Genomic DNA, 25026 nt, shown 5'->3' with positions numbered 1-25026 from the left:
GCGATGGCAAGGCTATCGGCAGGGGAGGAATGAAATGCTCGATCTGATCAACGTGAGCTACGATACGCAGATCCCGAACAATGTGGGACTGAGCCAGGACAAGAAAGTCCTGAAAGCGCTGGAAAAATGGCATCCCGGGTACATCAGCTGGTGGAACGATTTGATCCCGCAGAATTTTCAGGAAAGCATGGTTTATCTGCGCACCGCCGTGTCCGTGGATCCCAAGGGGTGGGCCAAGTTCGATTATGTGAAGATGCCCGAATACCGCTGGGGCGTTCTGCTGGCACCGCAGGTCGAAGACCGTCGCATTCCCTGTGGCGAACATTATGGCGAACCTGCTTGGCAAGAGGTGCCGGGCGAATACCGCAACATGCTCAAGCGTTTGATTGTGATTCAGGGCGACACCGAACCGGGCTCAGTCGAGCAGCAGCGGTTCCTGGGTCTGACGGCGCCGTCGCTTTATGACATGCGCAACCTCTTTCAGGTGAACGTCGAAGAGGGACGGCACCTGTGGGCGATGGTCTATCTGCTGCAAAAATACTTCGGTCGCGATGGCCGGGAAGAGGCCAACGACATGCTGGTCCGCTCGTCCGGGTCTGAAGAAGCGCCACGGATGCTGGGCGCGTTCAATGAAGAGACTCCGGATTGGCTGTCGTTCTTCATGTTCACCTATTTCACGGACCGCGATGGCAAAATGCAGTTGGAAAGCCTGGCACAATCCGGGTTCGATCCGCTGTCGCGCACCTGCCGGTTCATGCTGACCGAAGAGGCGCACCATATGTTTGTCGGTGAAACCGGTGTCGGTCGCACGATTCTAGCGACGTGTGAGGCGATGAACAAGGCCGGCATAACCGATCCTTATGACATCAATAAAATCCGGGACCTGGGTGTGATCGATCTGCCAACGATCCAGAAAAAGTTGAACCTGCACTACACGTTGTCGCTGGACCTGTTTGGGAACGAAGTGTCGACCAACGCCGCCAACGCATATAACGCGGGTATCAAGGGCCGCTTTATGGAGATGCGGATCAAGGATGATCACAAGCTGAGCGACGACAGCTATATGGTTCGGACCGTAAAGGATGGCGGGATCGTCGCCGAAGAGGTTCCCGCCCTGACCGCGATCAACATGCGCCTGCGCGATGACTATGTGAAAGACGCCGCCGGGGGTGTAGGCCGCTGGAACAAGATCATCGAAAAGCACGGCGTCGAGTTTGCGATGAAGCTGCCCCACGAAGGGTTCCACCGCAAAATCGGCGTTTTTGCCAGCGTCAATGTCGACACCGATGGTAACATAATCCCCAAAGAAGACTGGATCGCCAAGGTCAAGGATTGGCTGCCGACCAAGGCAGATGGGGACTTTATCCAGTCGTTGATGAAACCCTGCTTTGAACCTGGCAAATTCGCCAGCTGGATTGCACCGCCCAAAGTAGGCATCAACAATAAACCGGGCGACTTTGAATACGTGCAACTGCACATGGCCTGAACGGATGGGCGGGCCAAATGGCCCGCTCCCTTGCCGGAGAACATGAGATGGACATCACCCGCAGCCCCACTGACACCCGCCGCACCACGCAGATTGGTCAGATCGTGACCGAGCTGAATGGCCCCTGCGTTGGATGCAGCGAATGCCGGGGCATCTGCCTGGCCCTGATTGACGCGGTCACCCTGCCCGAAATCCTGTTGCGCCGGACCGAGAGCCGATGAACCAGCCGCTTAAACAGCATCTCATCGACCCGGAAATCTGTATCCGCTGCTACACCTGCGAGATGACGTGTCCAGAAGAAGCAATCGAACATGACGACATGAACGTCGTTGTCGATGCCTCGAAATGCAATTTTTGCATGGACTGCATCCCCGTTTGCCCAACGGGGTCGATCGACGAGTGGCGTGTTGTGGCCGAGCCTTATTCGGTCGAAGAACAGTTCGAATGGATGGAACTACCGGCGCAAGAAGATCTGCCCGAGGACGACACGGGGCTTGAGGCGCTGGACGACGCGATGGCGGCGCTGCTGGCCGAAGCTCACAAGGGGGCGGGGGGAAAGGTCAAGGCGCCTGCGTCGGCCTCCAAGCCTACGATCAACCTTTTCACCATCGGCAAGCCGGCAAAGGCCAGGGTTCAGGGCAATTATCGCCTGACCGATGAAGGGAGCGACAGCGATGTGCGCCACATCATTTTGGATCTGGGTTCCTTGCCGTTCCCCGTGCTCGAAGGGCAAAGCGTAGGTATCATTCCACCGGGCACTGATGCCGATGGCAATCCGCACCTTCCAAGGCTCTATTCCGTGTCCAGCCCGCGTGACGGCGAGCGTCCGAACTTTAACAATCTGTCGCTGACGGTGAAGCGCGAAGAACTCGGTGTCTGCTCGAACTATGCTTGTGATCTGAAGGCGGGTGATACCGTTCAATTGACCGGACCATTTGGCGCGACCTTCTTGCTGCCTGCGGACCACGATACCCATCTGTTGATGATTTGCACGGGGACAGGTTCTGCCCCATTCCGCGCCTTCACGATGCGGAGGCAAAGGGAAAACCCAAGGCTCAAGGATACCCTTACCCTTGTCTTTGGTGCGCGTCGCCCTGAAGAACTGCCGTATTTTGGCCCCTTGGGCAAAGTTCCCGATGACTTCATGGCCAAACATTTCGCCTTTTCCCGGGTGCACGGTGAAACCAAGCACTATGTGCAGGATGAGTTGCGCCAAGAGGCCAAAAAAGTGGGTAAGTTGCTGCAAGATCCCAAAGGGCACATCTATATCTGCGGTCTAAAAGCCATGGAACAAGGCGTGGAAGAAGCGCTTAAGGACATAGCGCGCAGTATCAGTTTGAACTGGGTCGAGGTTCGCGATAAAATGCGCGAAGACGGTCGGTATCACGTGGAAACCTACTGACTGCTCGAACCCGTTGGATGCAAGATAATGCTGTATCGCATTGCTAATTTGGCAGTGCTGTCGTACAATTGCGCACTATTTTGCATAAAGATCGAACAAAATGACCGAAATCACCAATTTTCGCGGCGAAAGTAGCCCGCAGGATCACGCCGATGCATTGGTGCAAAAACTGATCTCGCGTGTCGGTGAGCGCGTTCGCGAAGCGCGGCAGCGGCGCGGTATTCCACGGCGGGTTCTGTCCGAGATGTCAGGTGTGTCGCCGCGTTATCTGGCGCAGCTCGAAGCAGGTGAGGGCAACATCTCGATCGGGTTGTTGCAGCGGGTCGCCGCGGCGTTGGATCACCGGATCGAATGGTTGGTGGGCGAAGACGATCCCTGGACGTCAGATGCGGTACGCGTGGCTGACCTGTTTCGTGCAGCGAATGCAGATGTGCGGCAGGCTGCTCTGCGCATCTTGAATCCCGAACCTGTTGAGGCATTGCGGGCCAAGCGTGTCTGTCTGGTGGGCCTTCGCGGCGCGGGAAAGTCGACTTTGGGGGCCCGTTTGGGAGCTGAAATGGACGTCCCATTTGTCGAGCTGAACGCCGAGATCGAAGAGCAAAGCGGAATGCCGGTGAGCGAAGTGATGGCGCTGTACGGGCAAGAGGGTTATCGCAAATTGGAGGCGCAGGCCGTCAACCGCGTGATTGCCACGCATGAGACCATGATCTTGGCTGTGGCGGGCGGTATCGTGGCCGAGCCCGAGACCTACAACACCCTTCTCAGCCATTTCCACACCATCTGGCTGCGCGCCTCGCCGACCGAACATATGGAGCGGGTTCGAACGCAAGGGGACGAGCGCCCAATGGCAGGAAATCCCGAGGCGATGGAACAACTGAAATCCATCCTGACCAGCCGTGAGGCATTGTACGGAAAGGCCGTCGCCCAGTTCGACACATCGGGGTTGTCCGAAGGTGAGGCCTTTGCCCGGTTGCAGGACTTGGTTGAGGACCGGGGCTTTTTGTCTGCGTGATCCAAAGGTGTGCCTGCGGCACGCTCGATGAGCGCCTTCGGCGCGGTATGCGAGGCCCTGCCTCGCGCTCCGGGAAATTTGAGGCAACGAGATGAGGTCAGATTGGATCGCGCAGCCAATTGGGGGCGAAAATCACGCTGTCCATTTCAGTGAAACGGCGGACACGCTCCAATTCGGCTTCGAGCCTTTGCGTTCTGGCCTTTGACCAGCGCAGTCCGCGCTCCGGCCAGAGTGCTCGGACCCGCAACTCTCTGCAATCGCGATGTGCTTTCATGTCTATGCGACCGACCAATTTATCCCCTTCGAGCAGGGGGAAGACGTAATAGCCATAGGTGCGTTTGGCGGCGGGAACAAAGACCTCGATCCGGTAGTGGAAGCCGAACAGTCTTTCAGTCCGTTTCCGGTCGCGCAAAGCCGGATCAAACGGGGACAGGACGCGAAGGCGTCCGGTTGGAGCTGGAATGCTGGACGCGGCTTGGGCCGTTCCCGGCCGGGAAAAATGTTTGCGGCGTGCGCCATCAGCGCCTTCGACCTCAATCATCTCGATCTCGCCGCGTTGTTCCGCTGTGGTGCACCAGGCTTTGGCTTCGGCCGACGAAACGGTGTCCCAAAAGGCCGAAATCTCACCTGAGGTGGCAAACCCCAACCGGTCCAGCGCAGCGTTGCACAGCCAATCTACGGTGTGTTCAGCGTCACATTGGATTGTGCCGGGGCGCAGGTGTTCTTCGATTACACGTTCGGTCAGATCATATCGTTTCTGGAACCCGTCCCGCCCGATCACCGACAGCGCGCCGCTGCGCCATAGATATTCGAGCGCGGTTTTGGACGGGTGCCAGTCCCACCACCCACCAGAGCCCTTTTTTTCGTCCTTGCCAACGTCCGAGGAACAAACGGGACCGTGATCGCGGATGTGTTGAAGCACTGTTTCGAACCGCTGCTCGAATCCGTCGCGCCGCCAGTTCTTGTACCTTGATCTTAGGAGGTCAGCGTCGCGTTGAAATCGGAGATGCCAATGCGGGTAAAACGCCATTGGTACGACCGCCGCGTCGTGGGTCCAATGTTCGAACAATGCTCGGTCGGTTTCGTAAAGGCGTTTGAGGTGTTTGGGCCGATAGGTTGGTCGGCGGGAAAATAGGATCATATCATGGGCCCGCGCAACCGTATTGATACTGTCGAGTTGAACAAAGCCCAGACGTTCGATCAGATCGAGCAAGTGTTGGCCCTTGGCTGGGCCTGTAGGCTGTTCAGCCAGAGCATGGCGGTCCAGAAACATCGCTCGGGCGGATGTGTTGCCCAATACCTCGACAGTCACGGGATCAGCGCCGTTTCAGCGTGTCACCATAGCTGATTTTGGGGGTCAGCGTCACGCGGCTTTCGATCTCTTGCTCTGGATCATCCAGACGCGCGGCGATAATCCCGGCCGCCTTGCGCCCAACTTCCAGTCGGCAGGCATCCATTGTCGCCAGCTGTCGCGGCAAGCCTTGCAGCAGTTCGACGCCGTTAAAGCCCGCAAGACCGATCTTGCCCGGAACATCGATGCCTTGATCGATCAGATAGAGCAGGCCACCAGCCCCGATCATGTCATTGGAATAATACAGGAAATCCAGGTCTGGCGAGCGGTCCAGCATTGCCTTGGTCATTTCGCGTCCCTTGGCCAGAGCGGAGCCGCCGGAATAGAATTCGCGCTCCTCGATCTCGACCCCGTTTTTGCCCAAGACCTCGGTGAAGCCTTCAAAGCGTTTGCGGGCGCGGTGGTCCAGCGGCATCTTGGTCCCCATGAACCCGATATGGCGATAGCCGGCCTTCAGGATCGCCTGGGCCATTTCTCGGCCTGCGCGTCGGTGCGAAATGCCCACCATCGCATCCACCGGTTTGCCATCAGTGTCCATGATTTCGACCACGGGAATACCGGCGGCGTCCAGCATCGTGCGGGCCGCTTCCGAGTGTTCTAGTCCCGCGATTATAACACCCGAGGGCCGCCATGACAGCATCTCGTACAGGACCTTTTCCTCTTTCTCGGGAAGATAGTCGGTTACACCAACAACGGGCTGCAGTTCGGTATCTTCCAGAACCTGGTTGATGCCGGTCAGAACCTCGGGGAATACCATGTTGGATAGGGATGGGATGATCACGGCCACCAGATTGACCCGATTCGAGGCAAGGGCTCCGGCGATCTTGTTTGGAACGTATCCCAGCTCTTTTGCGGCGGCGAGCACGCGAGCGCGGGTCGCATCGGACACATCACCGCGGTTGCGCAACACCCGGCTGACCGTCATTTCGGACACTCCTGACGCTTCGGAGACATCGCGAAGGGTGAGCGGGCGTTTTGTGTCTGATGTCAAGATGGACCCTTTTTGAGCATTCCAATTGACTGCGATGTTAACGTGAACATTCACACAGACACAAGCGCCCGAGGCGCAATCACAAAGGTTCAATTGCAAACGGTACTGCTGCTCAACTGCTGATTTGCAACGTCTATCTGATTGAACTAAGGAATAGCACAAAGACCGGGGGTGGCACTTTGCGCATGGCGCGGGGGGCAGAGCATCCTCAGGGATTGGCCCCGTGGCTCAACTGGATAGAGCAGCCCCCTCCTAAGGGGCAGGTTGCAGGTTCGAATCCTGCCGGGGTCGCCAGCGCCTTTGATATTGTTGAATAATATGTGCGTTCACGATGGGTGATCACAAGGGTGATCAATCCTCCTCATTCGTCCAATCGGAAACTCGGTCAAATAGAGTAGACTTCTTGGTGCCGTTCATTGCTTGTTTCCGACGTTTTGCTTCTTTGGTGTAACGAATAGTGGCTCTAGGGCTAGTGTGACCGAGACAGGCCATGATCTCGTATTCCGTCGCTTCGTTTTCTGCCAGATCGATCCCACGTGTGTGACGTGTCCCATGTGCGGATACCCCTGTTTGAATTCCGGCCTGTTCACGCCATCTTTGTATATAGTTGCCGATGGTCCCAGGAACGTAGGGATGCCCATCGTCACGTGCCAAGAAAGTCTCTGTATTGGATTTCATCGCACTGATGGCACTCAGCAGGTCAGGATGGGCTGGAACTTCTACCACGACACCCGTTGCTCTTTTAGATTTATCTGGGGTGAAACGGATAACCCAGTCCTCACCTCGCCTTACAAGATTGTTCGGACCCAGCCGGACAAGGTCTTTTCGACGAGGCGACACGTGAATTAATAGCATCAAGGCGAGATGTGCTTTGGTGCCACGTTTGTGTGTAGAAAAGAAACGCTTGATGTCATCGTCGTACCACGGCGGAAAGCCATCTGTAGTAACCTTCTTTTTCTTTAATGCAGCAGCAGGATCGATCAATCCATGATACTCGTTTCCATACTTGAAAAGGCTCTTAATTGCCCGGAGCATGTTGTTGAAAGAGTGCTTAGATGTAGACTGCTGGTCAATGAAGGCCCGTAGTTGATGGGTCTCAATGGTGCCGATAGTGGCATCTCCAAGCAGGCCACCGGCTTTCCGTAACAGACGACTGTAGTGCTCTCGGGTCGCCTCTGACAGTTCGTCTTGAGAAACCCTTTTGGCCAGTTGCTGATCATGGTGCTCGATTAATTCGCCGACAGTTTCCGGAACGCCATTCTTCAATATGCGACCACTGCGAGAGCGTTTCCGCGCTTCGATCTCATCTGCACCAGCAAGTAGATCAGAGTAGCGGCTTTCAAAACGGGGTTCACCAGGCAACCCATGAATGGTGAACTTGGGGCCTCGTGAACCACGCTGGAATTGGTATCGAGTGTTACCGTGCTGATTTTTGCTTTCGATCAAGCAGTCGCGAATACGGGGCATGTCAATTTACCCGCTTCGTAGCTATTTCTGCCATAACATCGGCCATCGACCGGCCAACAGTCCGCTGGGTTTCCTGACCGAACATGGCACTATCGATTTCAGTTTTTGACCAGCGCTTAACGCGAGATCGCGGACAGAACACTGGCCGAGGCAGCAGCCCCTGCTCCACTAGGCCGATAAGTGTGTTCGGCGACATGTCCAGATATTCTGCCAGCGTTTTTAAGCGCATGAAACCTGGCCAGGGAGCGTCCGGGTCAATATTGTTCGGCAACTGGGTTGGTTGATGCGAAGGCAACCGATCATTGTATGACAGGTGGTCGTGTGTATTCATGGTCTAACCCCATTTGAGGTCCCAACCGTGGTTACACCCGTTTTCGAGAGAGTTTCGAATCAGCAGTCGAAGCTGCTGGCGTATTAATGTGAATCCCAATTGAATTTGTCAACGGCATTTTCTTTCTGCTTGGGGCTGAAATAAAATCCTCTATGGAAATTTGAATAAGACATTGTTAGATATGATTTTTCCAAGATGTTTGTATTCATCCTGATTGATGAAAGACATCCTAACGAGAAACGCATAAGTCTATGCCCATTTTGATTTCTAACACGCCCAGGTTGCGGTACTGTCAGGTATTAGTCGTATTGAGGTTACTATTTTGTCCCAGACCACACAGAGATTTTCCAGTGAAACACCACCAATCCATAATCTGATCTACGAGATAGATCAGGGGACCTTAGGGTTGCCCGATCTACAACGTCCATTCGTCTGGAAACGGTCGCGGATCAGGGACCTTTTTGACTCCCTGTATAAGGGCTTTCCAGCCGGGTACTTCCTGTTTTGGAATACACCCAAGAAGATAGACAGCCATTCCATCGGTGCCACGACTGCGGAACGTGAAAACCAGAAGATGATCGTTGATGGCCAACAACGGCTCACGAGCCTCTATGCGGTCATGAAGGGCAAACCGATCATAAATGAAGCGAACGAAGAACAACTAATCAGGATCGCGTTCAATCCATTGACCGAAGAGTTCACCGTAGCCAACGCATCTTCTGAACAGAACCCGGCCTTCATCTCAAATATCTCCGACATCTGGGCCTCGGGCAAAGGTAGCTTCGACTTCATCAACGAATTCATGCAGGAGTTGGCAAAGCACCAAGAACTCGAACCTGATCAGAAGTCGCGGATTGCATCAAATATCCAGCAGCTTGAGAACGTGAAAAACTATCAGTTCTCTGTGTTGGTTCTTTCAGCCGATCTCGATGTCGATACCGTTGCGGAGATATTCCAACGGATTAACGCAGGTGGCATCGCTTTGAATTCTGCCGATTTCATCCTGACACTGATGTCGGTCTACTGGGTCGAAGGGCGACATCAGCTTGAAGATTTCGCCCGCAAGGCCAAGGTCCCATCCATCAAACAGGACGCGTCTCCGTACAATGCGTTCCATGCGCCATCACCCGACCAGTTGCTCAGGGTGGCCGTGGGGCTTGGGCTAAAACGTGGTGTGTTACAGAACGCCTACCAGGACCTGCGTGGCCGTGATCCCAAAGAAAGGGTCGTGAAAGATGAGCTTCGGGTTGCCCGATTTGATGATCTCAAAGAAGCCCAATCGAAGGTTCTGAACCTAACGGATTGGCATGAGTACATCACGTGCATCAAAGCTGCTGGTTTCCGGTCCGGGTCTATGCTCACCTCCGCCAACAACTTCCTGTACGGCTACTTGACCTACCTCATAGGGAAGCATGAATTCGGTGTGGATCGACGCTCTTTACGCGGAGTGATGAGTCGATGGTTCTTCATGAGCGCGTTAACCGGGCGATACACAGGCAGCCCAGAGACAGTGCTCGAAGCCGACCTGCGTCGATTGGAGCAGACTGAGAAGACCGCAGAGGGCTTCGTTGGTTTGCTCGATACGTTGATCGGCAACCAACTGACAGACGACTACTGGTCAGTATCACTACCGGAACAGTTGGATAGTTCCAGTGCCTACAGCCCGTATCTATTCGGCTACCATGCTGCTCTGAACCTCCTGGGGGCCACAGCGTTATTCTCCAAGGTAAGGATCAGCGATCTACTGGACCCGGCAGTCTCCGGAACCAAATCTCCCATCGAACGCCATCACCTGTTCCCCAAGGCATACCTGCGGAAGCTGAACTACCACGGAACTTATCGCCTGAATCAGATCGCGAACTATGCGTTTGTGGAATGGGCCGACAACATCGCCATTTCGGACGACGCACCATCTGAGTATTTCCCCGCGATGTTTGCTGAAATGACGGATCAAGAACGTTCCAATGCATCGCGATGGCACGGCCTGCCAGACGGTTGGACTGACATGGAGTACTGGGACTTCGTTACGGCTCGTAGAAGGCTGATCGCAGGTGTGATCCGAGATGGGTTCAAAGTCATGACCGGTGATATTCAGCCTTATGTGTCTGACCGTTCACAACCGTCTGTCGCAGAATTGCTGGCCGATATGGAAACCTTACGCATCGAGTTTAAGTCCACAGCCCGTGTCCCGTTAACATCCGATGTGCCAGAGAAGGTCATCAACGAAGGGGTCATCAAATCGGTTGCAGCATTCATGAATACCCAGGGAGGTACACTCGGCATCGGGATATCAGATGATGGCGACATCCTCGGCATCCAGTCTGATTTGGACTTCAAGAAGCAAGACTTGGATGGATACCAGAACTGGCTATCGACACTGTTCATCAACTCGATGGGAGAAGCGAACGTCGCCAAACATGTTCATATCCGTTTCGAAACCGTCGGCGACAACGTGGTGTGCTTGGTGGATGTGACGAAGGCTGGGCCTCCGGTCTATGCTGACACGATCAAGGGCAAGGAGATTTTCTATGTTCGTGTTGGCAACACCACTCGCGTCCTAAGCGGGTCCGAGATGGTAAGTTACATAGGTACGAAGGCTTAGTTGCTCCTCACTTGGAGCGACGCCTAGGCAGGAGTCGCAAACAGTCGATCTATGAAAAATTTTTCGATTGACTCATTCGTCTTGAAGATTTCGCGAAAGGTTTCATCGCCTTGGACCATGAGCATGATACTTCGGCATAGATCATCTAGGAAGACACTGGTTGACAACAGCGCTTCTTGATCTTTGGCGAGGATTGCGTCACCGTGCAGGGCCTTGGAGCGAAAGCTATAGGCTTTTTTCATTTGTCGGTATTTTTCAATAGCTTTATTCTCGGTTGACTTCCCATGAAGCAGCGCGACTCTTTCGCTTAATTGGTGGGATAGTTCTGAGTTCGAAGTGGATAGCAGTGCCTCCAATCCTGTGATGTACATGGCGACCTTTATGAGCACGTCAGATTGATGCCTAGCTTCAATCACCCATGCCCAACACCGATCCGTTCTTGTGGTACCTTTAACGCGTGATGTTGGCTCTTCATGTGCCGCCTTCGCCGCGTCCACATGATGTGTAAAAGATTCGAACGCCCACGATGCGGCTTGTTTAATCTCTTTGTACGAAAACGTTGCTTTGATTCCAGTCTTGCCGTGGGCGTCGTGGAAGTGAAGCTGCATATCGTTTTTGTGAATGACGAGCCCGCTGGGTGTCATGGCCATAAGGTAACCGGCATCGGTGTTTACGCAGTTGTCGCGTATCAGCCAAAGGTTCGCACAGAAGTTCTTGAATAGCGCGTTTGTCTCATTCAGTAGTTCCATTGCTGGCCCAACTTCCAACGGAACGTCGGCCAGTGGAACCATCGCTATGTGGCAGGAATTAAGAAAATCCGCCTCCAGTGTTCCCATTGATCTGACAATATCATTTTGGTGCTTTCCACTTATGAAAGTCTGAAAACCAGTTGGCGGCATGATTCTAGAGTTCCCGATGTCTGCAAACAGTTTCGCTTTCTCAGATATCGCGGAGGTGGTTGCAAAGAACTCGAAAGGTATAATCGCCACAGCGTCACCATCGGTTCTGAGCAGCGAAGAAATTGGTTTCGGTTTACTCGCCATACAGCCTACCTATTGATTTGCAGTCCGCCTGATCCGTCAAATTACATACCCCATCGCCGGAGTAGTGCATCGCTTCCCGCTCTATCATTCTTTACCCTTATCACCGTTTGACGAGAAACGCCTGTTTGACGAGAAATCTCGCTGTCACCGATTTCATTGTTCAACAGTGACAGGATTGTTTCAAATGTCACCCTGTCGTAACTTGGTTTTCTACCCAGGTATTTCTTTGGATTTGATCTGGCGGCCTGAATACCGGCTGTTTGAGCGTCCTTTGCCACCTCAGCCTGTGACTGGGCTGATGCCGCCATAAATGCTATAATCGCGTCCCGGACAGCCTTTTGTATCGGATCGCTAGTGCCACCATCGAATGTCATGTCGTTGATCACGGTGCGGATGGTCACGCCAGTTGTCATAAATTCCCGGATGACACTGGTAACATCTTCATAGTTGCGACCCAACCTATCCACCCACCTAACCACGAGCACGTCTCCTGATCTGAGGATATCGAATAGTCGCTTGCCTTGGGGTCTGTCGATCAATCTCGTGGACACGCCGGATGAACCGGGGTCAGCAATTACTTCATCAATTTCGATGCCAGCTTGCTGGGCCTGGGTTACTTGGTGATCAAGCGTCTGTTCAATGGTGGATGTGCGGCAGTACAATATGGTGGCTATAGTGTTTCTCCTGTCCTTATGGGTGGTGTCCGTATAATATCGGGTTCGTTGATGAAAATCGACCCATGCGGACGCGCTGGGAACAGGATGTGGCATGTCTGCAAGGGTATACTCTTACGAACAATGACGCTGTCTGATTGGTTCTGCGCACAGGTTCTCCGATCACTTCGATTTGCGAAGCGTTGAACGACGTTCTCAGTCGGAGATTCATGCATGTCAGGGAGCCATTCGCTCACGAAATCGAGCCACACTACCGATTCAAGCGCCCATTCTGCCAGTTCGGCGATGGAGCGTCCCTAAATGGTCAATTATTCCAAGCTGGCAGAAATAAACCCAATGAAACAAGTACCTTCCGCCTCAGGGTCGGTGGACCAGTTCTTTACGGAGTTGAAGAACTCGCTGAAACGTTCCTTGGCACTATCTCGCCATTTCAACCAGGTTTTCGGTTTTCTGATTACACTTACCCCACCGGACATCCACGAATGGATGAACTGCTCGGCATAACAAAGATCATTCCATTTCGATTTGATCGCATCCAACCGTTCCATCAGTTCAAGTTCGGCAACACGATCTGGATCAATCGTCACTCTGGAAACATGCAAAGGCGCACCCATGGAGAAATTGCGGTTACGTTTGGTCCAGGTTGCACCCAGTAACGCGTAGCCAACGACTGCGTCCTTGACCTGCTGGAGGTCCGTGAAGTTGATCTCTGTTTTGTCCAGACATGCATATTCGAAGTAGCCCTGAGCCCCGTGGGTAACGAAACCCTTCTCGTCAATACGTTCCGGTTGCACCTTCCTGACACACACTCGTCGGCACCCAGGAAATGCATCCCAGATCAACCTGCGCACCTGCTGTTTAGAAAGACCAGGATCGGCTATGATACCATGCCAATGAAACATAGCGCACAATTCGTCGGGGCGATGTTCTGAGGCCAGACACGCTGGCAGTTCACTTACTGGAAGTACCTCTGCAATCTCTTTGGCGGACTTAATGACAATTGAAAATTGCCCAGAGGTTTGGTGCCCCGGAGTTAGTTGAGAAAACGCTTCTCGAAGCAACCGTCGCCCGTTGTTTGAGGCTTCGACCAAATCTCCATCAAGTGGCACTGCGCACAGGTCTATCGTTGTTGGATGCCGCATCGCATCTGGGAACCCTGCTTGCTTGGCTTCCATACACTCCGCCCTGCGACTGGAATAGGAACGCCCTCGGACTGCGCCGAATTGATTAAACCCTTCCGGCGTCTGGAAGTCTTTACGGCGGCTCTTGGAAGTCTTCCGCTTCCTGGGTGCGATTGGTTTGGTATTGAGGTTCGCTGTTGATAGCGCTGATGTCGGAGAAGCCTGGGTGGTCAATACTTTCGCCAAGGCAGGATTCCCAGTAGCTTGAAACTCCCGGAGCAAGATATCCCTCTTGCATCGTTGTGCATTAGGTAAACCCGTGTGAGCTATCTGTCGTGCACTTTGATTGTCGTGCAATCTGCGCATTGTAAGTCGTGGCATTTGTTTACTCCTCTACATGTTCAAATGCTGCCACTCAGAAAAGGTAGGTGCGGGTAGGGTAGAAACACACCCCACACGGTGAACTGGTAATCCAGACATCCATTCTTCTTGTAGCCAGAGTATTTAGTCAGACCGAAGTCACACCGGTGTTTATTGCGATTGTCTGACTGTCGGCGAACATAGGTCATGCCCTGTCGCTTAATTGATAAATACACATAGGAGGAAAGCTAATGCTGAAACGTTATTCTGTACGGAACTTGGATCAATCTGCCATCGAAATGCTGACGGACCTCAAATCAGAGGAACGCAGAGAATTGGGCGCTATCCTGGAAGACTGCATTCATGCCTATTGGAACGAAGTGTTCTCGTCTGAGGATGTCGAGTCCGAGAGTTGGGACGAAGCTGCCTGACCCCCAGAGCAACACCGCAAAGCTATTAGCCCAGGATTTGCGTATCGGGTGTTACCGAGGCTTCACCCAAATGGCTGACAGCCCGTCGAGGCCCGCCCAGTCGATTTCATTCTTGGCGAAGTAGGCGATGGCCATTGGGTCAATCTCTCCTGGCCCCAGGACGCAGCGATCTCCGTCTCGGACAAACTGGATGCCGAATATCTCGTCAACCACATCACCATCTTCCATCGCGGTGCACCGAACAGCGAACCGCTCCAGGTCGGCGACGAACTCTTCCTCGGTGCCGTACATGCTGGCACTGTCAGCCCATGTTGCGACGGGCATGATCAGAATGATTGCTCCTAGCAGTTTCTTCATTTTATCTCCCTTCGGTGTTGGTGCTCATGGGTATCCACATATGTTCAGTCGTTGCATTGCTTTGATCCCGTAAATGGGCATCCGCCATTGCAATAGAGATCGGTCAGATCATTGGGGGTGACTGTCCCCCCTGTTTCGGCGTGAATACGTTCTAGTAGCGGCCTACGAGGGACCACGTGCCCATCCCCGATCCTGCTGACGGTCGCGACGGTAGTGCCGATTCTGTGGGCGAAGGCGCTTTTCGTGACACCATTCTGATTCAGAAAGTCGTTGAGCTTCATTGATTCCCAATTTACGCAATATGCAAACTACTGGAGTTATAGGGGTCATGAATGAAAATGCAACAGGGGTTTCTGTTCTTTACGAATAATGTAAAGTCACTCTCGAACCATCGAGGGCCACAGACGTGTCGATCCACGCCAAACTCAGAGAAGCCAGAGAAAATTCTGGATACACGCTGGAAGACGCGGCGAAGCGTCTTGGCATTTCCATTGCGAGCCTGTCCCGCATCGAGACCGGCGTCAGCAAGATCAGCATCCAACGCATGGGACAGTTCGCTGCGTTCTACGGGGTATCAGCAGCATCCTTGTTGGCAGGTGAGATCGTCATGAGGCCCACGTCGATTGACCTCAGCAAGATGGAGAGCGTCGTTGAAGCCGTTGCTGAAACCGTCAGACGACTGGGTGTGTCCCCATCACCGTCCAAGCTGGGTAAAGCCGTGGCCCAGGTCTATGAGATGGAGATCAACCGACTGGTGGATCATCCTGACGCCGAGTTCGATCTCACCCGGCACACGAAATTCATCGAAATCATGTTTAGCGAGTAACGAATGACCCCCATCACCCAAGCCGAGATCAACAAAGCTGCCTGGTCCGCCTGTGACACCTTCCGGGGTCTCATCGATGCATCCGAGTACAAGGACTACGTCCTGACGATGCTCTTCCTGAAATATCTCAGCGACGTGTGGCAGGATCATCGTACCACCCACGAGGCGGAGAACCCCGACAGCCCAGAACTGGTCGATGCGCTCATGGCGGCGGAGGCGTTTAAACTGCCCAAGGGCCACAGCTTTCAAGACCTCTATGACCAGCGGCACAAGGCGGGGAACGGCCAACGCATCGATGAAGCCCTACAGGCCATCGAACAGGCCAATCTGGCCAAGCTGGAGAACGTCTTCCGCGATATCAGTTTCAACGCCAACAAGCTGGGCGATGAAGAACAGAAAAACGATCTGCTGCGGCACCTGCTCGAAGACTTTGCCAAACCTGCGATGGACCTGCGTCCGTCTCGTGTCGGGCAGTTGGACATTATCGGCGGGGCCTATGAATATCTGATCAGCCGGTTCGCGGCATCGGCAGGCAAGAAGGCAGGGGAGTTCTATACCCCTGCCGAAGTCTCCCAACTCATGGCCCGGTTGGTGGACCCTCAGGAGAATGATGAGATTTGCGATCCCACCTGTGGCTCTGCATCGCTCCTGATGAAATGCGGACGCCTGATCCGGGAAAAGACCGGAGCAAAGCGATACGCGCTTTATGGGCAAGAAGCGATTGGCTCCACCTGGGCACTCGCCAAGATGAACCTGTTTCTGCATGGCGAGGAGAACCATCAGGTGGAATGGGGCGACACGATCCGCAACCCCAAGCTGACCACATCGGACGACATGCTGCGGCACTTCGATATCGTTGTGGCCAACCCGCCGTTCAGTCTCGACAAGTGGGGCGTCGCCACGGCAGAGGCCGACCGTTTCAACCGCTTCCGCCGGGGTATCCCGCCCAAGACCAAAGGCGACTATGCCTTCATACTGCATATGATCGAAACCCTGAAACCCCGCACCGGGCGTATGGCCGTGGTCGTACCCCATGGGGTTCTGTTCCGTGGGGCGGCAGAGGGCAAAATCCGCAAACAACTGATCGACGAAAACCTACTCGATGCGGTTATCGGCCTGCCAGAGAAATTATTCTTCGGCACCGGCATCCCTGCCGCCATCATGGTGTTCCGCAAACACAAACCCGACGACACCGTGCTGTTCATCGATGCCAGCCGAGAGTTCGACCCGGGCACCAACCAGAACCAACTGACAACGGGTCATCTAGACAAGATCGTGGGGACATATGACGCCCGCGAAACGGTGGACAAATACGCCTATACCGCCACCCGAGCCGAGATCGAAGAGAATGACTTTAACCTCAACATCCCCCGCTATGTGGACACGTTTGAGGAAGAGGAAGAGATCGACTTGATGGCCGTGCGGGCCGAACGGTTGAAGCTGAAAGAAGAGATGGACGGGCTAGAGGCCCAGATGGCCGGATACTTGCGGGAGCTTGGATATGGTTCCTGATGGGTGGGACCTCCCAAGGGCGGAAGAGCTATGTGAGCGCATCAGCGTTGGCATCGTGGTCAAACCAAAGGACTACTATGTGCCGGAAGGGCAAGGAACACGTGCCTTTCGTTCGGCCAATGTCCGCGAAGGTTACGTCGAAGACAGCAATTGGGTCTACATTTCTGACGGAGGCAATCGGAAGAACAAGAAGTCAGTTCTGGCGACGGGCGACATCCTTATCGTTCGGACTGGTTACCCCGGAACAGCGTGTGTGGTCCCACCTGAATACGCCGGTTCAAACTGCATCGACATAATCTTTGCGAGGCCGGACCAATCAAAAGTTCTGCCGGAATACCTGTGTGCGTTTACAAACTCGGAGCATGGCAAACGCCAAATCCTTGATGGCCAAGGTGGGCTGGCACAACAGCACTTCAACGTTGGTGCATACAAAGAACTCTTGCTCCCGCTCCCACCACTCCGCGAACAACGGAAGATCGCCGAGATATTGGGGACATGGGACCGGGCCATTGAGGTGGCCGAGCAGCAGCTAGAGACCGCCCGCACCCAAAAACGCGCCCTCATGCAACAACTCCTCACCGGCACCAAACGCTTCCCCGAATTCGAAGGCCAGCCGTGGAAAGAGGTGCGGTTGGGGGATATGGGAGCTTTCAAAAAAGGTAAGGGGATTCCCAAATCGGAAGCTAAGGACACGGGTCAGTACCCTTGTGTACTGTACGGTCAGCTTTACACGACCTATGGAGAAATAATCGAGACGACCGTCAGCCACACCGACATTGATGACGGTGTCACGAGTGTCGCACATGACGTTCTGATACCAGCGTCAACAACGACATCGGGTATCGACCTAGCCATAGCGTCATGCGTTATCAACAAAGGCGTCAGATTAGGTGGGGACATCAATATCTTTAGAAGAAATACCAACAAGATCGACGGTCGATTTCTTGCGCATTATCTGAGCAACATCCGACGCTATGAAATGGCACGCTTTGCACAAGGTGTGACGATCATACATTTAAAGGGAAGCGATCTTCTAAACGTTCTGGTTTGGGTTCCTGAAATCCGTGAACAGGTTAGGATTGCGAAAGTGATCGCCGATGCTCAGTCTGAGATCGAGAAACTAGCCAAAAAGATCGACAGCCTCCGCACCGAGAAAAAAGCTCTGATGCAGCAACTGCTCACCGGCAAACGGCGGGTGACGGTGTGATCATCCTTCACAAATCATTCGGGTGGTGGCGTTTTGTCATGTCCCAAGCTCTGACCGGGTTCAATCCAACCCAGTGGCACAACTCCCAGACAAGTTAATTTCAACGTAACGATTTCAGGACTTAACCCATGCACTCCACCCCCGACACCAGAGAAGAAGCTGCGGCCAAGTTGCCAGCCTTGCATGTGCTGATGGTCATGGGATGGGAATACTTGTCCCCTGCTGATTGTTTGGCGTTTCGTGGGTCCACCAACAACGTTCTGCTAACCGATGTGCTGACAGAACGGCTGCGGCAGTATCGGTTCACCTTTCGGGGCCAGCAAAATCCGCTCTCTGACAACGGCATCACGCAGGTGCTGCGTACGCTCTCGACCCCCAATCTAGCCGCAGGGCTGATGGACGCCAACAAGGCGGTATATCAGCATCTGACGCTTGGTATCACCGTCACCGAGTTTGTCGATGGTCAGAAGACCTCTGTCACTGTGCCGCTGATCGATTGGGCTGATCCTGCGAACAACCGATATCAGGTGACCGAAGAAGTGAGCGTTGATCGCCCCTCGGGCCTCGGCACCTATCGCCCGGATGTGGTGTGTTACGTGAATGGCATTCCTGTGGTCGTGATCGAGGCAAAGCGCCCTGTGTCCACCACCAAAGACAAGGCCATGGTGGAAGAGGGGATCAGCCAGCACAATCGCAACCAGAAGGGCGATGGCATTCAGGACCTCTATGCCTATTCGCAACTGCTGATGTCGATCTCTGGCGTAGAGGCCCGGTATGGCACCACGGGTACCGCCTCCAAATTCTGGTCGCTCTGGCGTGAGGAGCAGATTGATCGGGCCACGGTGGACGGAATCAAGAACGCCAAGCTCTCAGACGAACAGACAGACGCCCTGTTCGCGGATCGGCCACAGTGGGCAAGGAAAGACTTCGAGCGGCTTCACAGCGGCTCTCTGATGGCGACAGAGCAGGATTGGCTGCTTGTCTCGCTGCTGCGGCAGGACCGGCTGTTGGAATTCATCCGCTACTTCATTTTCTTCGATGCGAAGAAAGGCAAGATGGCGGCACGATACCAGCAAGCGTTTGCCACGAAGAACCTGATTGCGCGGATCGGAGAGCGGCGTCCTGATGGGGGGCGTCAGGGCGGTGTGATCTGGCATACCACGGGGTCTGGAAAATCGAATTTGATGGTATTCCTGACAAAGGCGTTGCTTCTGGAGCCGGAACTGACCGAGTGCCGTGTCATCGTGGTAACCGACAGGATCGATCTGGAGAACCAGCTTTCCGCAACCTTCGTTAGTGGTGGTGCGTTCGGGTCCAGCATCGCAACGAAGAAGGATGGTGAGAAGGCCAAGACCCAATCGGGGCGTGATCTGGCAAAGCGGATCAGCCAGGGGACAGAGCGGATCATCTTCACCACGTTGCAGCGGTTCGGATCGGCGACGAAGCAGGATGTTTGCAAGAACACCTCCGACAAGCTGATCGTTCTGATCGACGAAGGTCACCGTAGCCAGAGCGGCGAGAACCATGAGCGGATGCGGCAAGCGTTGCCCAACGCCGCCTATATCGCTTTCACTGGAACGCCACTGTTGAAGAACGACAAGACCCGCAACAAGTTTGGGCCAATCATCCATGACTATACCATGGAGCGTGCCGTGAAGGATGGCGCTGTCACCCCGTTGGTTTATGAAGAACGAAAGCCTGTGGTGGACATCAACGAGGCCGCGATTGACGCCTGGTTCGAAAAGATCACCGGCGGGCTGTCCGACAGTCAGAGGCGTGACCTGAAAGAGAAGTTCTCGACCAGGGGGCAGGTCTACAAGGCTGCGAACCGCATTGATCTGATTGCATGGGATATCGCACAGCATTTTCACGAGAACTTCGCCAAGCTCGACCTGGGTCTCAAGGGTCAACTGGCGACGGACAGCAAGACGAGTGCGATAAGGTACAAAGAGGCTCTGGACGCCACGGGGTTCGTCACCAGCGCGATCGTAATTTCACCACCTGATAGTCGGGAGGGGCATGATGATATCGATGAGACCAAAGACCCGGAGGTTCTGGCTTGGTGGAAGGCAAATGTTGGCAATGACACTGAGGACTATGAGAAGAAGGTAATCGCCGATTTCGCAACTGATGGAGCCCCAGACATTCTGATTGTCGTGGATAAACTGCTCACTGGCTTTGATGAGCCGAAGAACGCAGTTCTCTATATCGACAAGCAGTTGAAGGGTCATAACCTGTTGCAGGCGATTGCCCGGGTGAACCGCCTGCATGACGCCAAGCAATTCGGTTTCCTGATCGACTACCGGGGCATCCTTGCGGAACTCGATACGTCAATTCGCGACTATCAAGATTTGGCCGATGAGACCCAGGCAGGCTACGAGATTGATGATCTCGTTGGGACCGTGGCCAATGTTTCAACCGAGTATAAGCGGCTTCCTGGGCTGCACGATGAACTCTGGGCCCTGTTCGTGGATGTGGACAACAAGGAAGACCGGGAACAGTTTCGCCGGATTCTGGTGCCATCCTACATTGATGATGAGCTAGGCGTTGCCATAGATACACGTCAAAAACTACGAGAAGACTTCTACGAAGCTTTGACCGCATTCGGGATGTGTCTCAAGCTGGCATTGTCGTCGCGATCATTCTTCGAGGATGGCTCGTTTTCTGAGGCAACAGTTCGACGGTACAAGGCCGATCTAAAGTTCTTCACCGAGCTTCGCATCCAGGCGAAGCGGGACGCACAGGAGACCGTGGACTTTTCCGTTTATGAAGAACAGATCAGATCGCTGGTGGATAAGCAGGTGATTGGGCAGTCCATCGATGAACCAGATGGCTTCATCGATGTGGGTGTGTTGGGGACTGCTGACGATCCCGAATCCTGGTCAGATGAAAAATCTCGCAATGAGGCCGACACGATTAAAACCCGTATCCGCAAAACAATTGAAAGCGAACTGATCGACGACCCTCATGCACAGCGCGTGTTTTCCGAGATGTTGCGTCGTGCGATTGAAGAAGCAGAGGCCCTGTTCGATCACCCGAACAAACAATACGTGCTGTTCAAAGACCTTGAAGAGCAAGTCGCACAGATGGCGGTTCCCGACGTTCCGGAGAGCCTACGTGAGAACCGCCATGCGGCTGCATATTTTGGGGTCCTGCTTGAGACTAACAGCGACCTCACAGAGCCGCAGATGATCGAGGAAGCGCAGTTTATCGACAGCGTTGTCTTGGACGCTATACAGACCCATTCGATCAGTCCGGCCAACATCGAGGCCGAGATCAGGAAGGCGCTCTTGAAACGCTATTTTCAGGTGCTGGGTGGTATCGATGCAGCGAACGAACTTATTGAGCAGATCATTGAGATCGTCCGTGCAGGGAAGGTGAAGTCCAAGCAATGAGCTACCAAGCGACATTGACATATGGCGACTATCGCATCCCATATCGGGTCAACGCTGACCCCCGGAAGTCTTCAAAGATTGCTATCCATGTCGATCCAGACGGATCGGTGACTGTGGATGCACCACCGGAGTATGATGCCAGTCAAGTCTCTAAGGCTGTTCTGAGGCGGGCTCGGTGGGTTGTCAGCAACGTCGAGGATGCCAACAACCGATTTCGCCACCTGCGACCCAAGCGATATGTCTCTGGTGAAGAGGTGCTGTACCTGGGTCGCCGCTACATGCTGCGGGTAGAACCGGATGCTGATGCAAAGCCAAAGGCCAAACTCAGGGGTAACAAGCTGATCGTTACACCACGCCAGAGTGATTCTGAGGCAGTTCAGCCCATCGTTCGTGCATGGTATCGCTCAAAGGCTCGGGACTATTATGCACGATTGATAGATGAGAAATCCCAGGAACTACCCTGGATCACGACACCGCCGCCGTTTCGATTGCAGGATATGACACGCCAGTGGGGCAGTTGCTCACCCGGGGGCTCGATCTTGTTGAACCCGCATCTGATCAAAGCGCCGAGGCCGTGCATCGAATACGTTGTGCTGCACGAACTGGCCCACCTGAAACACCACGATCACAGCCCGGAGTTCTTCCGCCTAATCGACCGTAACCTACCCGGTTGGAGAAGCCACAAAAGCCTACTCGACAACATGGTGGAGCACCTGGTCGCGCAGTGAAGTTGATGCGCCTCGTTGCATTCCGGTGCGTCGCTTAGTTGATCACCTTGCCAAAATGGCCAACTATACTTGATTCAATGGCAACCCTGCCGGGGTCGCCAAAACCACCTGAAAAATACGGCCTATTTACAGAGCATTGTGCAGAGGCGTGCAGAAAGGCCCGCGAGTTTTAGCGCCGAACTCGCCTGAAAAGGGCGAAACCTCGTACAAAACCTGTACAAAATTCGCACGTCCGTGCGCCTTTTGGTGCGGTCAAATGAGCTGGCGGGTAGCGAATGCGCGTGCCGACCGGAAGTTTGGGAGCGCCGCGCGCAAACAGATCATCATGTTCCTAGCTGACAAGGCGAGTGACGACGGCTCTGGCATTTGGTGCTCGAAGGGGACGATCCAGCGACACACCGAGTTAGGGGAGAGCACAGTTAAGCGGACGATCCGGGAATTCCTGAAGGAAGGAATCCTGATTGAGACCGGCGCGCGCGGGTGCAAGAATGGGTTCACCGTCGTTTACCGGATCGACCTGGCGAAGGTCGAGGTGCTGGAATTGACTGCCGAGCCCGATATCGAGACGGGGGCCACAGTGAACCCCGTCCAGACTGGACCCGGTACCGGGGCCACAGTGACCTGGGTACCGGGGCCACAGCGGCCCCCAAACCATCCTAAAACCATCCAGAAACCTTCTACGCGCGAGCGCGTGGCGACGGAGGATGAAGCGGCTGAGAAGGTGTTGGCGGCCTATCCGCCCGACCGAGTGCGAGGGAAGGTGGAGAGCCTCAGGCAGATCAGGGAGGCCTTGGATACCGGTATCGAGGTCGAGGACCTATTGCAGGCCGTGAAGGCGTATGCGACCGAGAGCGCAGGCTTTACCCGGTCGAAAGTCTGTTTCTCCGACAACTGGTTCAAGTCCGGGCGGTGGCGGGCCTATGTCGAGGAGATCGCCAGGCGTCGTGAAGAGACGAAGGTGAAACAGGCCGAGATGTTGGTGGGCTTGGCGGGCTGGATTACAGACCGCCATCCGCTTTGCCGTCACATCACACCGGGCCAAGTCGACGCATTGCTGGCCGCAAAGCTGGTGACACAGGCGCAAATCCAGGCGGCGGACCTCAGATCATGAGCGCCACCGATCCGACCGAAGCGCAAACAGCAAGGCGACCCATGTCATACGCTGGCGCGGATGACACGGGACCTTGCGAGGGGCGGCAAGCCTCCCCTTCGAACCCCACCGGCGCGGGCAAGACCCGCGCAAAAGAGCCGCTGACGGAGACCTTTGTCTTCCGTTGCACGGCGGCAGAGAAGGCCGAGCTGCGCGCCAAGGCCGAGGCTGCTGGCCTACGTAATCGACGCCGTGGAGTTCACCCCGTGCGCGTAGGTTGGGGTTCTTGGGGTGCTTCAAGCGGCGCAGCCAATTGACTGCCCGTTCACCATGGCCCAGCGGATCGGGGATTTCTTCGTCGTTCTCAATCCACGAGGGAATCAGCATCGCCATCCTCCCTGATCGTAGGGCGGGACTGCGGAACAGGAGTCATGCCAAGCTCTGCAGCCAGTAGGCGCGCTTGCTGAATTGCGGCTTGCTGAATGCCCACGGACGGGTTGCGCTTGAATGCGCCGTCTGCCTCGATGACATAGTTGTGCTTCTGAATGTGGCGCTCTGTTTCGCGCACCGTGCCGATGGCGATGCAGTAGCTTTCAAGGCTTCACAGGTCGGCAATTGTCAGAATTTGGCGCTCTGCCAGGATCGGCATAACCCGGTCCCATTCGTCGCGCGCATCGTCCGACAGCCAGTCCGGCGCCGTCTGGTCCGTGATCGCCTCGGGGTCTTCTACCATGTGGGGTTTGGTGCCACGCATCAGGCGTCATCCTCCCCAATCTTCGCGCATCGCAGTTCTAGCCCTGTGCGCCGTCCGGTCTCGCTGATTTCGCGGATGTTGGAGCGGTCACTACCAAACAGGATTGAATCCTTGGCTGTCACGTCCTCGACAAAGCGGGTTCGGAAAACGATCCGTTCCACGTCAACCGCACCCTGCGCATTGATGAATTCGCTGGCGTCCCGCTCGACAACCTCGGCCCGTAGGCGTTTGTGATCTTCCCAAACCTCAGTTGGGGTGCCAAACTCATTGGCGCCTGTGGTGGAACGTTGAACCCGGATCACGCGCCGCAGCTTGCCAGAGTTCATGCCACATCCTCCGAAACCAGAACCTCGATAGTCACGATGCCATGGGATGTTTCGCCGTCCCGATCACGCACAGCGCGTATGCTGCTGACCTTGATGTCTGCCGCATGATATCTGGCGTCCAGGTTAATCCGACTCCATTGGATGGCCCCGCGGATCGCGCCACCGATCCGCTTGACGCCCTCGAGGGAGGGTTCGCGCATCCAGATGTGCAACGTGTGATAGACCCGCGAATGCGCGCGCTTCATAGACGATCCTTCGTCCACAAGCTGTGTCTCTCCGATGATAATGCTGGGGTTCGGTGCGGGGCGCTGATTGTGGTCCAGGATGCTTAGCGCTGGAACCAAATCTGTAACGGCTTGGGTTGCCACTAGACGCGCACGGATGGCCTTTTGTGTGACCAGTTCAACGCTCACCTTCCTGCCTCCCGTATATGGGCAAGTTTGTTGTCAACATCAGACCACTTGCGTCGGATCGCCTTGCCTGAAGAGCAGGACTTCTGAAAGCGCCAGAGACACAGAAATAGTGAACATTAGGCATTGCTAATGGTCTATAGTGCGGGC

25 protein-coding genes and 1 tRNA gene are annotated in these 25026 nt (G+C 54.7%); 14 read left to right on the top strand and 12 right to left on the bottom strand.

The features are described 5' to 3' along the window. Positions 1–34: 34 nt before the first annotated feature. From boxB to G6R15_RS17870, 4 genes are all read left to right on the top strand, one after another. The gene (gene boxB / locus G6R15_RS17885; RefSeq protein ID WP_164661349.1) at positions 35–1486 is read left to right on the top strand and encodes a benzoyl-CoA 2,3-epoxidase subunit BoxB; all 1452 of its coding nucleotides are present in this window, start codon (positions 35–37) and stop codon (positions 1484–1486) included. A 17-nt stretch (positions 1487–1503) separates the two neighbouring features. Then, on the top strand, positions 1504–1707 hold the full coding sequence (locus G6R15_RS17880) for a hypothetical protein (protein ID WP_164661300.1): 204 nt from the start codon (positions 1504–1506) through the stop codon (positions 1705–1707). Continuing rightward, positions 1704–2888: a benzoyl-CoA 2,3-epoxidase subunit BoxA gene (boxA, locus tag G6R15_RS17875; protein ID WP_164661348.1), complete on the top strand. Its 1185-nt coding sequence runs from the start codon at positions 1704–1706 to the stop codon at positions 2886–2888. Before G6R15_RS17880 ends, boxA begins: the two co-directional genes overlap by 4 nt. 100 nt (positions 2889–2988) lie before the next feature. Next, positions 2989–3900 carry a helix-turn-helix transcriptional regulator gene (locus tag G6R15_RS17870; protein ID WP_164661347.1) on the top strand — a complete coding sequence of 304 codons (912 nt, stop codon included), beginning with the start codon at positions 2989–2991 and terminating at the stop codon, positions 3898–3900. Positions 3901–3997: 97 nt separating this feature from the next. Here the strand turns inward: G6R15_RS17870 and G6R15_RS17865 are convergent, their stop codons facing one another. Next, complete coding sequence (locus G6R15_RS17865; protein WP_164661346.1) at positions 3998–5212, bottom strand: winged helix-turn-helix domain-containing protein; 1215 nt, start codon at positions 5210–5212, stop codon at positions 3998–4000. A 4-nt stretch (positions 5213–5216) separates the two neighbouring features. Beyond that, positions 5217–6242, bottom strand: coding sequence for a LacI family DNA-binding transcriptional regulator (locus tag G6R15_RS17860; protein ID WP_164661345.1), 1026 nt, complete (start codon positions 6240–6242; stop codon positions 5217–5219). 217 nt (positions 6243–6459) lie between these two features. Here G6R15_RS17860 and G6R15_RS17855 point away from each other — a divergent pair. Continuing rightward, positions 6460–6536 (top strand) — tRNA-Arg (locus G6R15_RS17855). A 57-nt stretch (positions 6537–6593) separates the two neighbouring features. Here the strand turns inward: G6R15_RS17855 and G6R15_RS17850 are convergent. Then, positions 6594–7709, bottom strand: a complete 1116-nt coding sequence (locus G6R15_RS17850) for a site-specific integrase (RefSeq protein ID WP_164661344.1) — start codon at positions 7707–7709, stop codon at positions 6594–6596. Position 7710: 1 nt separating this feature from the next. Continuing rightward, complete coding sequence (locus tag G6R15_RS17845) at positions 7711–8040, bottom strand: AlpA family transcriptional regulator (protein ID WP_164661343.1); 330 nt, start codon at positions 8038–8040, stop codon at positions 7711–7713. Positions 8041–8362: 322 nt separating this feature from the next. On the opposite strand from G6R15_RS17845, the gene G6R15_RS17840 reads away from it, so the two are divergent. Beyond that, positions 8363–10642, top strand: a complete 2280-nt coding sequence (locus G6R15_RS17840; RefSeq protein ID WP_164661342.1) for a DUF262 domain-containing protein — start codon at positions 8363–8365, stop codon at positions 10640–10642. Positions 10643–10665: 23 nt separating this feature from the next. Here the strand turns inward: G6R15_RS17840 and G6R15_RS17835 are convergent, their stop codons facing one another. From G6R15_RS17835 to G6R15_RS17825, 3 genes are all read right to left on the bottom strand, one after another. Beyond that, positions 10666–11685, bottom strand: coding sequence for a HEPN domain-containing protein (locus tag G6R15_RS17835; protein WP_164661341.1), 1020 nt, complete (start codon positions 11683–11685; stop codon positions 10666–10668). A 41-nt stretch (positions 11686–11726) separates the two neighbouring features. Continuing rightward, positions 11727–12455 carry a recombinase family protein gene (locus G6R15_RS17830; protein WP_164661340.1) on the bottom strand — a complete coding sequence of 243 codons (729 nt, stop codon included), beginning with the start codon at positions 12453–12455 and terminating at the stop codon, positions 11727–11729. A 212-nt stretch (positions 12456–12667) separates the two neighbouring features. Beyond that, positions 12668–13726 carry a hypothetical protein gene (locus G6R15_RS17825; RefSeq protein ID WP_164661339.1) on the bottom strand — a complete coding sequence of 353 codons (1059 nt, stop codon included), beginning with the start codon at positions 13724–13726 and terminating at the stop codon, positions 12668–12670. A 365-nt stretch (positions 13727–14091) separates the two neighbouring features. Here G6R15_RS17825 and G6R15_RS17820 point away from each other — a divergent pair, with 365 nt between their 5' ends. Then, entirely contained in the window at positions 14092–14271 is a 180-nt protein-coding gene (locus G6R15_RS17820; protein ID WP_164661338.1) for a hypothetical protein, read from the top strand. 51 nt (positions 14272–14322) lie between these two features. On the opposite strand, the gene G6R15_RS17815 is transcribed toward G6R15_RS17820, so the two are convergent. Then, a complete protein-coding gene (locus G6R15_RS17815) occupies positions 14323–14628 on the bottom strand; it encodes a hypothetical protein (RefSeq protein ID WP_164661337.1) in 306 nt (101 codons plus the stop codon). A gap of 406 nt (positions 14629–15034) precedes the next feature. Between G6R15_RS17815 and G6R15_RS17810 the strand changes: the two genes are divergently transcribed. The 7 genes from G6R15_RS17810 to G6R15_RS17780 all read left to right on the top strand — a co-directional run bounded on the left by G6R15_RS17810 (position 15035) and on the right by G6R15_RS17780 (position 23703). Then, positions 15035–15454 carry a helix-turn-helix domain-containing protein gene (locus G6R15_RS17810; RefSeq protein ID WP_164661336.1) on the top strand — a complete coding sequence of 140 codons (420 nt, stop codon included), beginning with the start codon at positions 15035–15037 and terminating at the stop codon, positions 15452–15454. A 3-nt stretch (positions 15455–15457) separates the two neighbouring features. Beyond that, the gene (locus tag G6R15_RS17805) at positions 15458–16966 is read left to right on the top strand and encodes a type I restriction-modification system subunit M (protein ID WP_164661335.1); all 1509 of its coding nucleotides are present in this window, start codon (positions 15458–15460) and stop codon (positions 16964–16966) included. Continuing rightward, the gene (locus G6R15_RS17800) at positions 16956–18173 is read left to right on the top strand and encodes a restriction endonuclease subunit S (protein WP_164661334.1); all 1218 of its coding nucleotides are present in this window, start codon (positions 16956–16958) and stop codon (positions 18171–18173) included. The genes G6R15_RS17805 and G6R15_RS17800 overlap by 11 nt, the downstream gene beginning before the upstream one ends. Positions 18174–18301: 128 nt before the next feature. Beyond that, positions 18302–21568: a type I restriction endonuclease subunit R gene (locus tag G6R15_RS17795; RefSeq protein WP_164661333.1), complete on the top strand. Its 3267-nt coding sequence runs from the start codon at positions 18302–18304 to the stop codon at positions 21566–21568. Further along, complete coding sequence (locus G6R15_RS17790; protein WP_164661332.1) at positions 21565–22296, top strand: M48 family metallopeptidase; 732 nt, start codon at positions 21565–21567, stop codon at positions 22294–22296. The genes G6R15_RS17795 and G6R15_RS17790 overlap by 4 nt, the downstream gene beginning before the upstream one ends. 256 nt (positions 22297–22552) lie before the next feature. After that, positions 22553–23407: a hypothetical protein gene (locus G6R15_RS17785; protein WP_164661331.1), complete on the top strand. Its 855-nt coding sequence runs from the start codon at positions 22553–22555 to the stop codon at positions 23405–23407. Beyond that, a complete protein-coding gene (locus G6R15_RS17780; RefSeq protein ID WP_164661330.1) occupies positions 23404–23703 on the top strand; it encodes a hypothetical protein in 300 nt (99 codons plus the stop codon). Before G6R15_RS17785 ends, G6R15_RS17780 begins: the two co-directional genes overlap by 4 nt. A 47-nt stretch (positions 23704–23750) precedes the next feature. Here G6R15_RS17780 and G6R15_RS22945 read toward each other — a convergent pair whose 3' ends face one another. From G6R15_RS22945 to G6R15_RS17765, 4 genes are read right to left on the bottom strand one after another with little or no spacing between them, the layout of a single operon-like run. After that, a complete protein-coding gene (locus G6R15_RS22945) occupies positions 23751–23954 on the bottom strand; it encodes a P27 family phage terminase small subunit (protein WP_240336804.1) in 204 nt (67 codons plus the stop codon). A 33-nt stretch (positions 23955–23987) separates the two neighbouring features. After that, a complete protein-coding gene (locus tag G6R15_RS22940) occupies positions 23988–24140 on the bottom strand; it encodes a hypothetical protein (RefSeq protein ID WP_240336803.1) in 153 nt (50 codons plus the stop codon). Further along, a complete protein-coding gene (locus G6R15_RS17770) occupies positions 24140–24466 on the bottom strand; it encodes a phage head closure protein (RefSeq protein WP_164661329.1) in 327 nt (108 codons plus the stop codon). Before G6R15_RS17770 ends, G6R15_RS22940 begins: the two co-directional genes overlap by 1 nt. Further along, positions 24463–24879 carry a DUF3168 domain-containing protein gene (locus tag G6R15_RS17765; RefSeq protein WP_164661328.1) on the bottom strand — a complete coding sequence of 139 codons (417 nt, stop codon included), beginning with the start codon at positions 24877–24879 and terminating at the stop codon, positions 24463–24465. Before G6R15_RS17765 ends, G6R15_RS17770 begins: the two co-directional genes overlap by 4 nt. Positions 24880–25026 lie beyond the last annotated feature (147 nt).

The sequence above is a fragment of the Tropicibacter sp. Alg240-R139 genome (assembly GCF_900537075.1).
In the GTDB taxonomy this organism is placed as follows: domain Bacteria; phylum Pseudomonadota; class Alphaproteobacteria; order Rhodobacterales; family Rhodobacteraceae; genus Falsiruegeria.
Note: the sequence above shows the minus strand (reverse complement) of the source record. Positions and strands in the feature narration are given on the sequence as shown.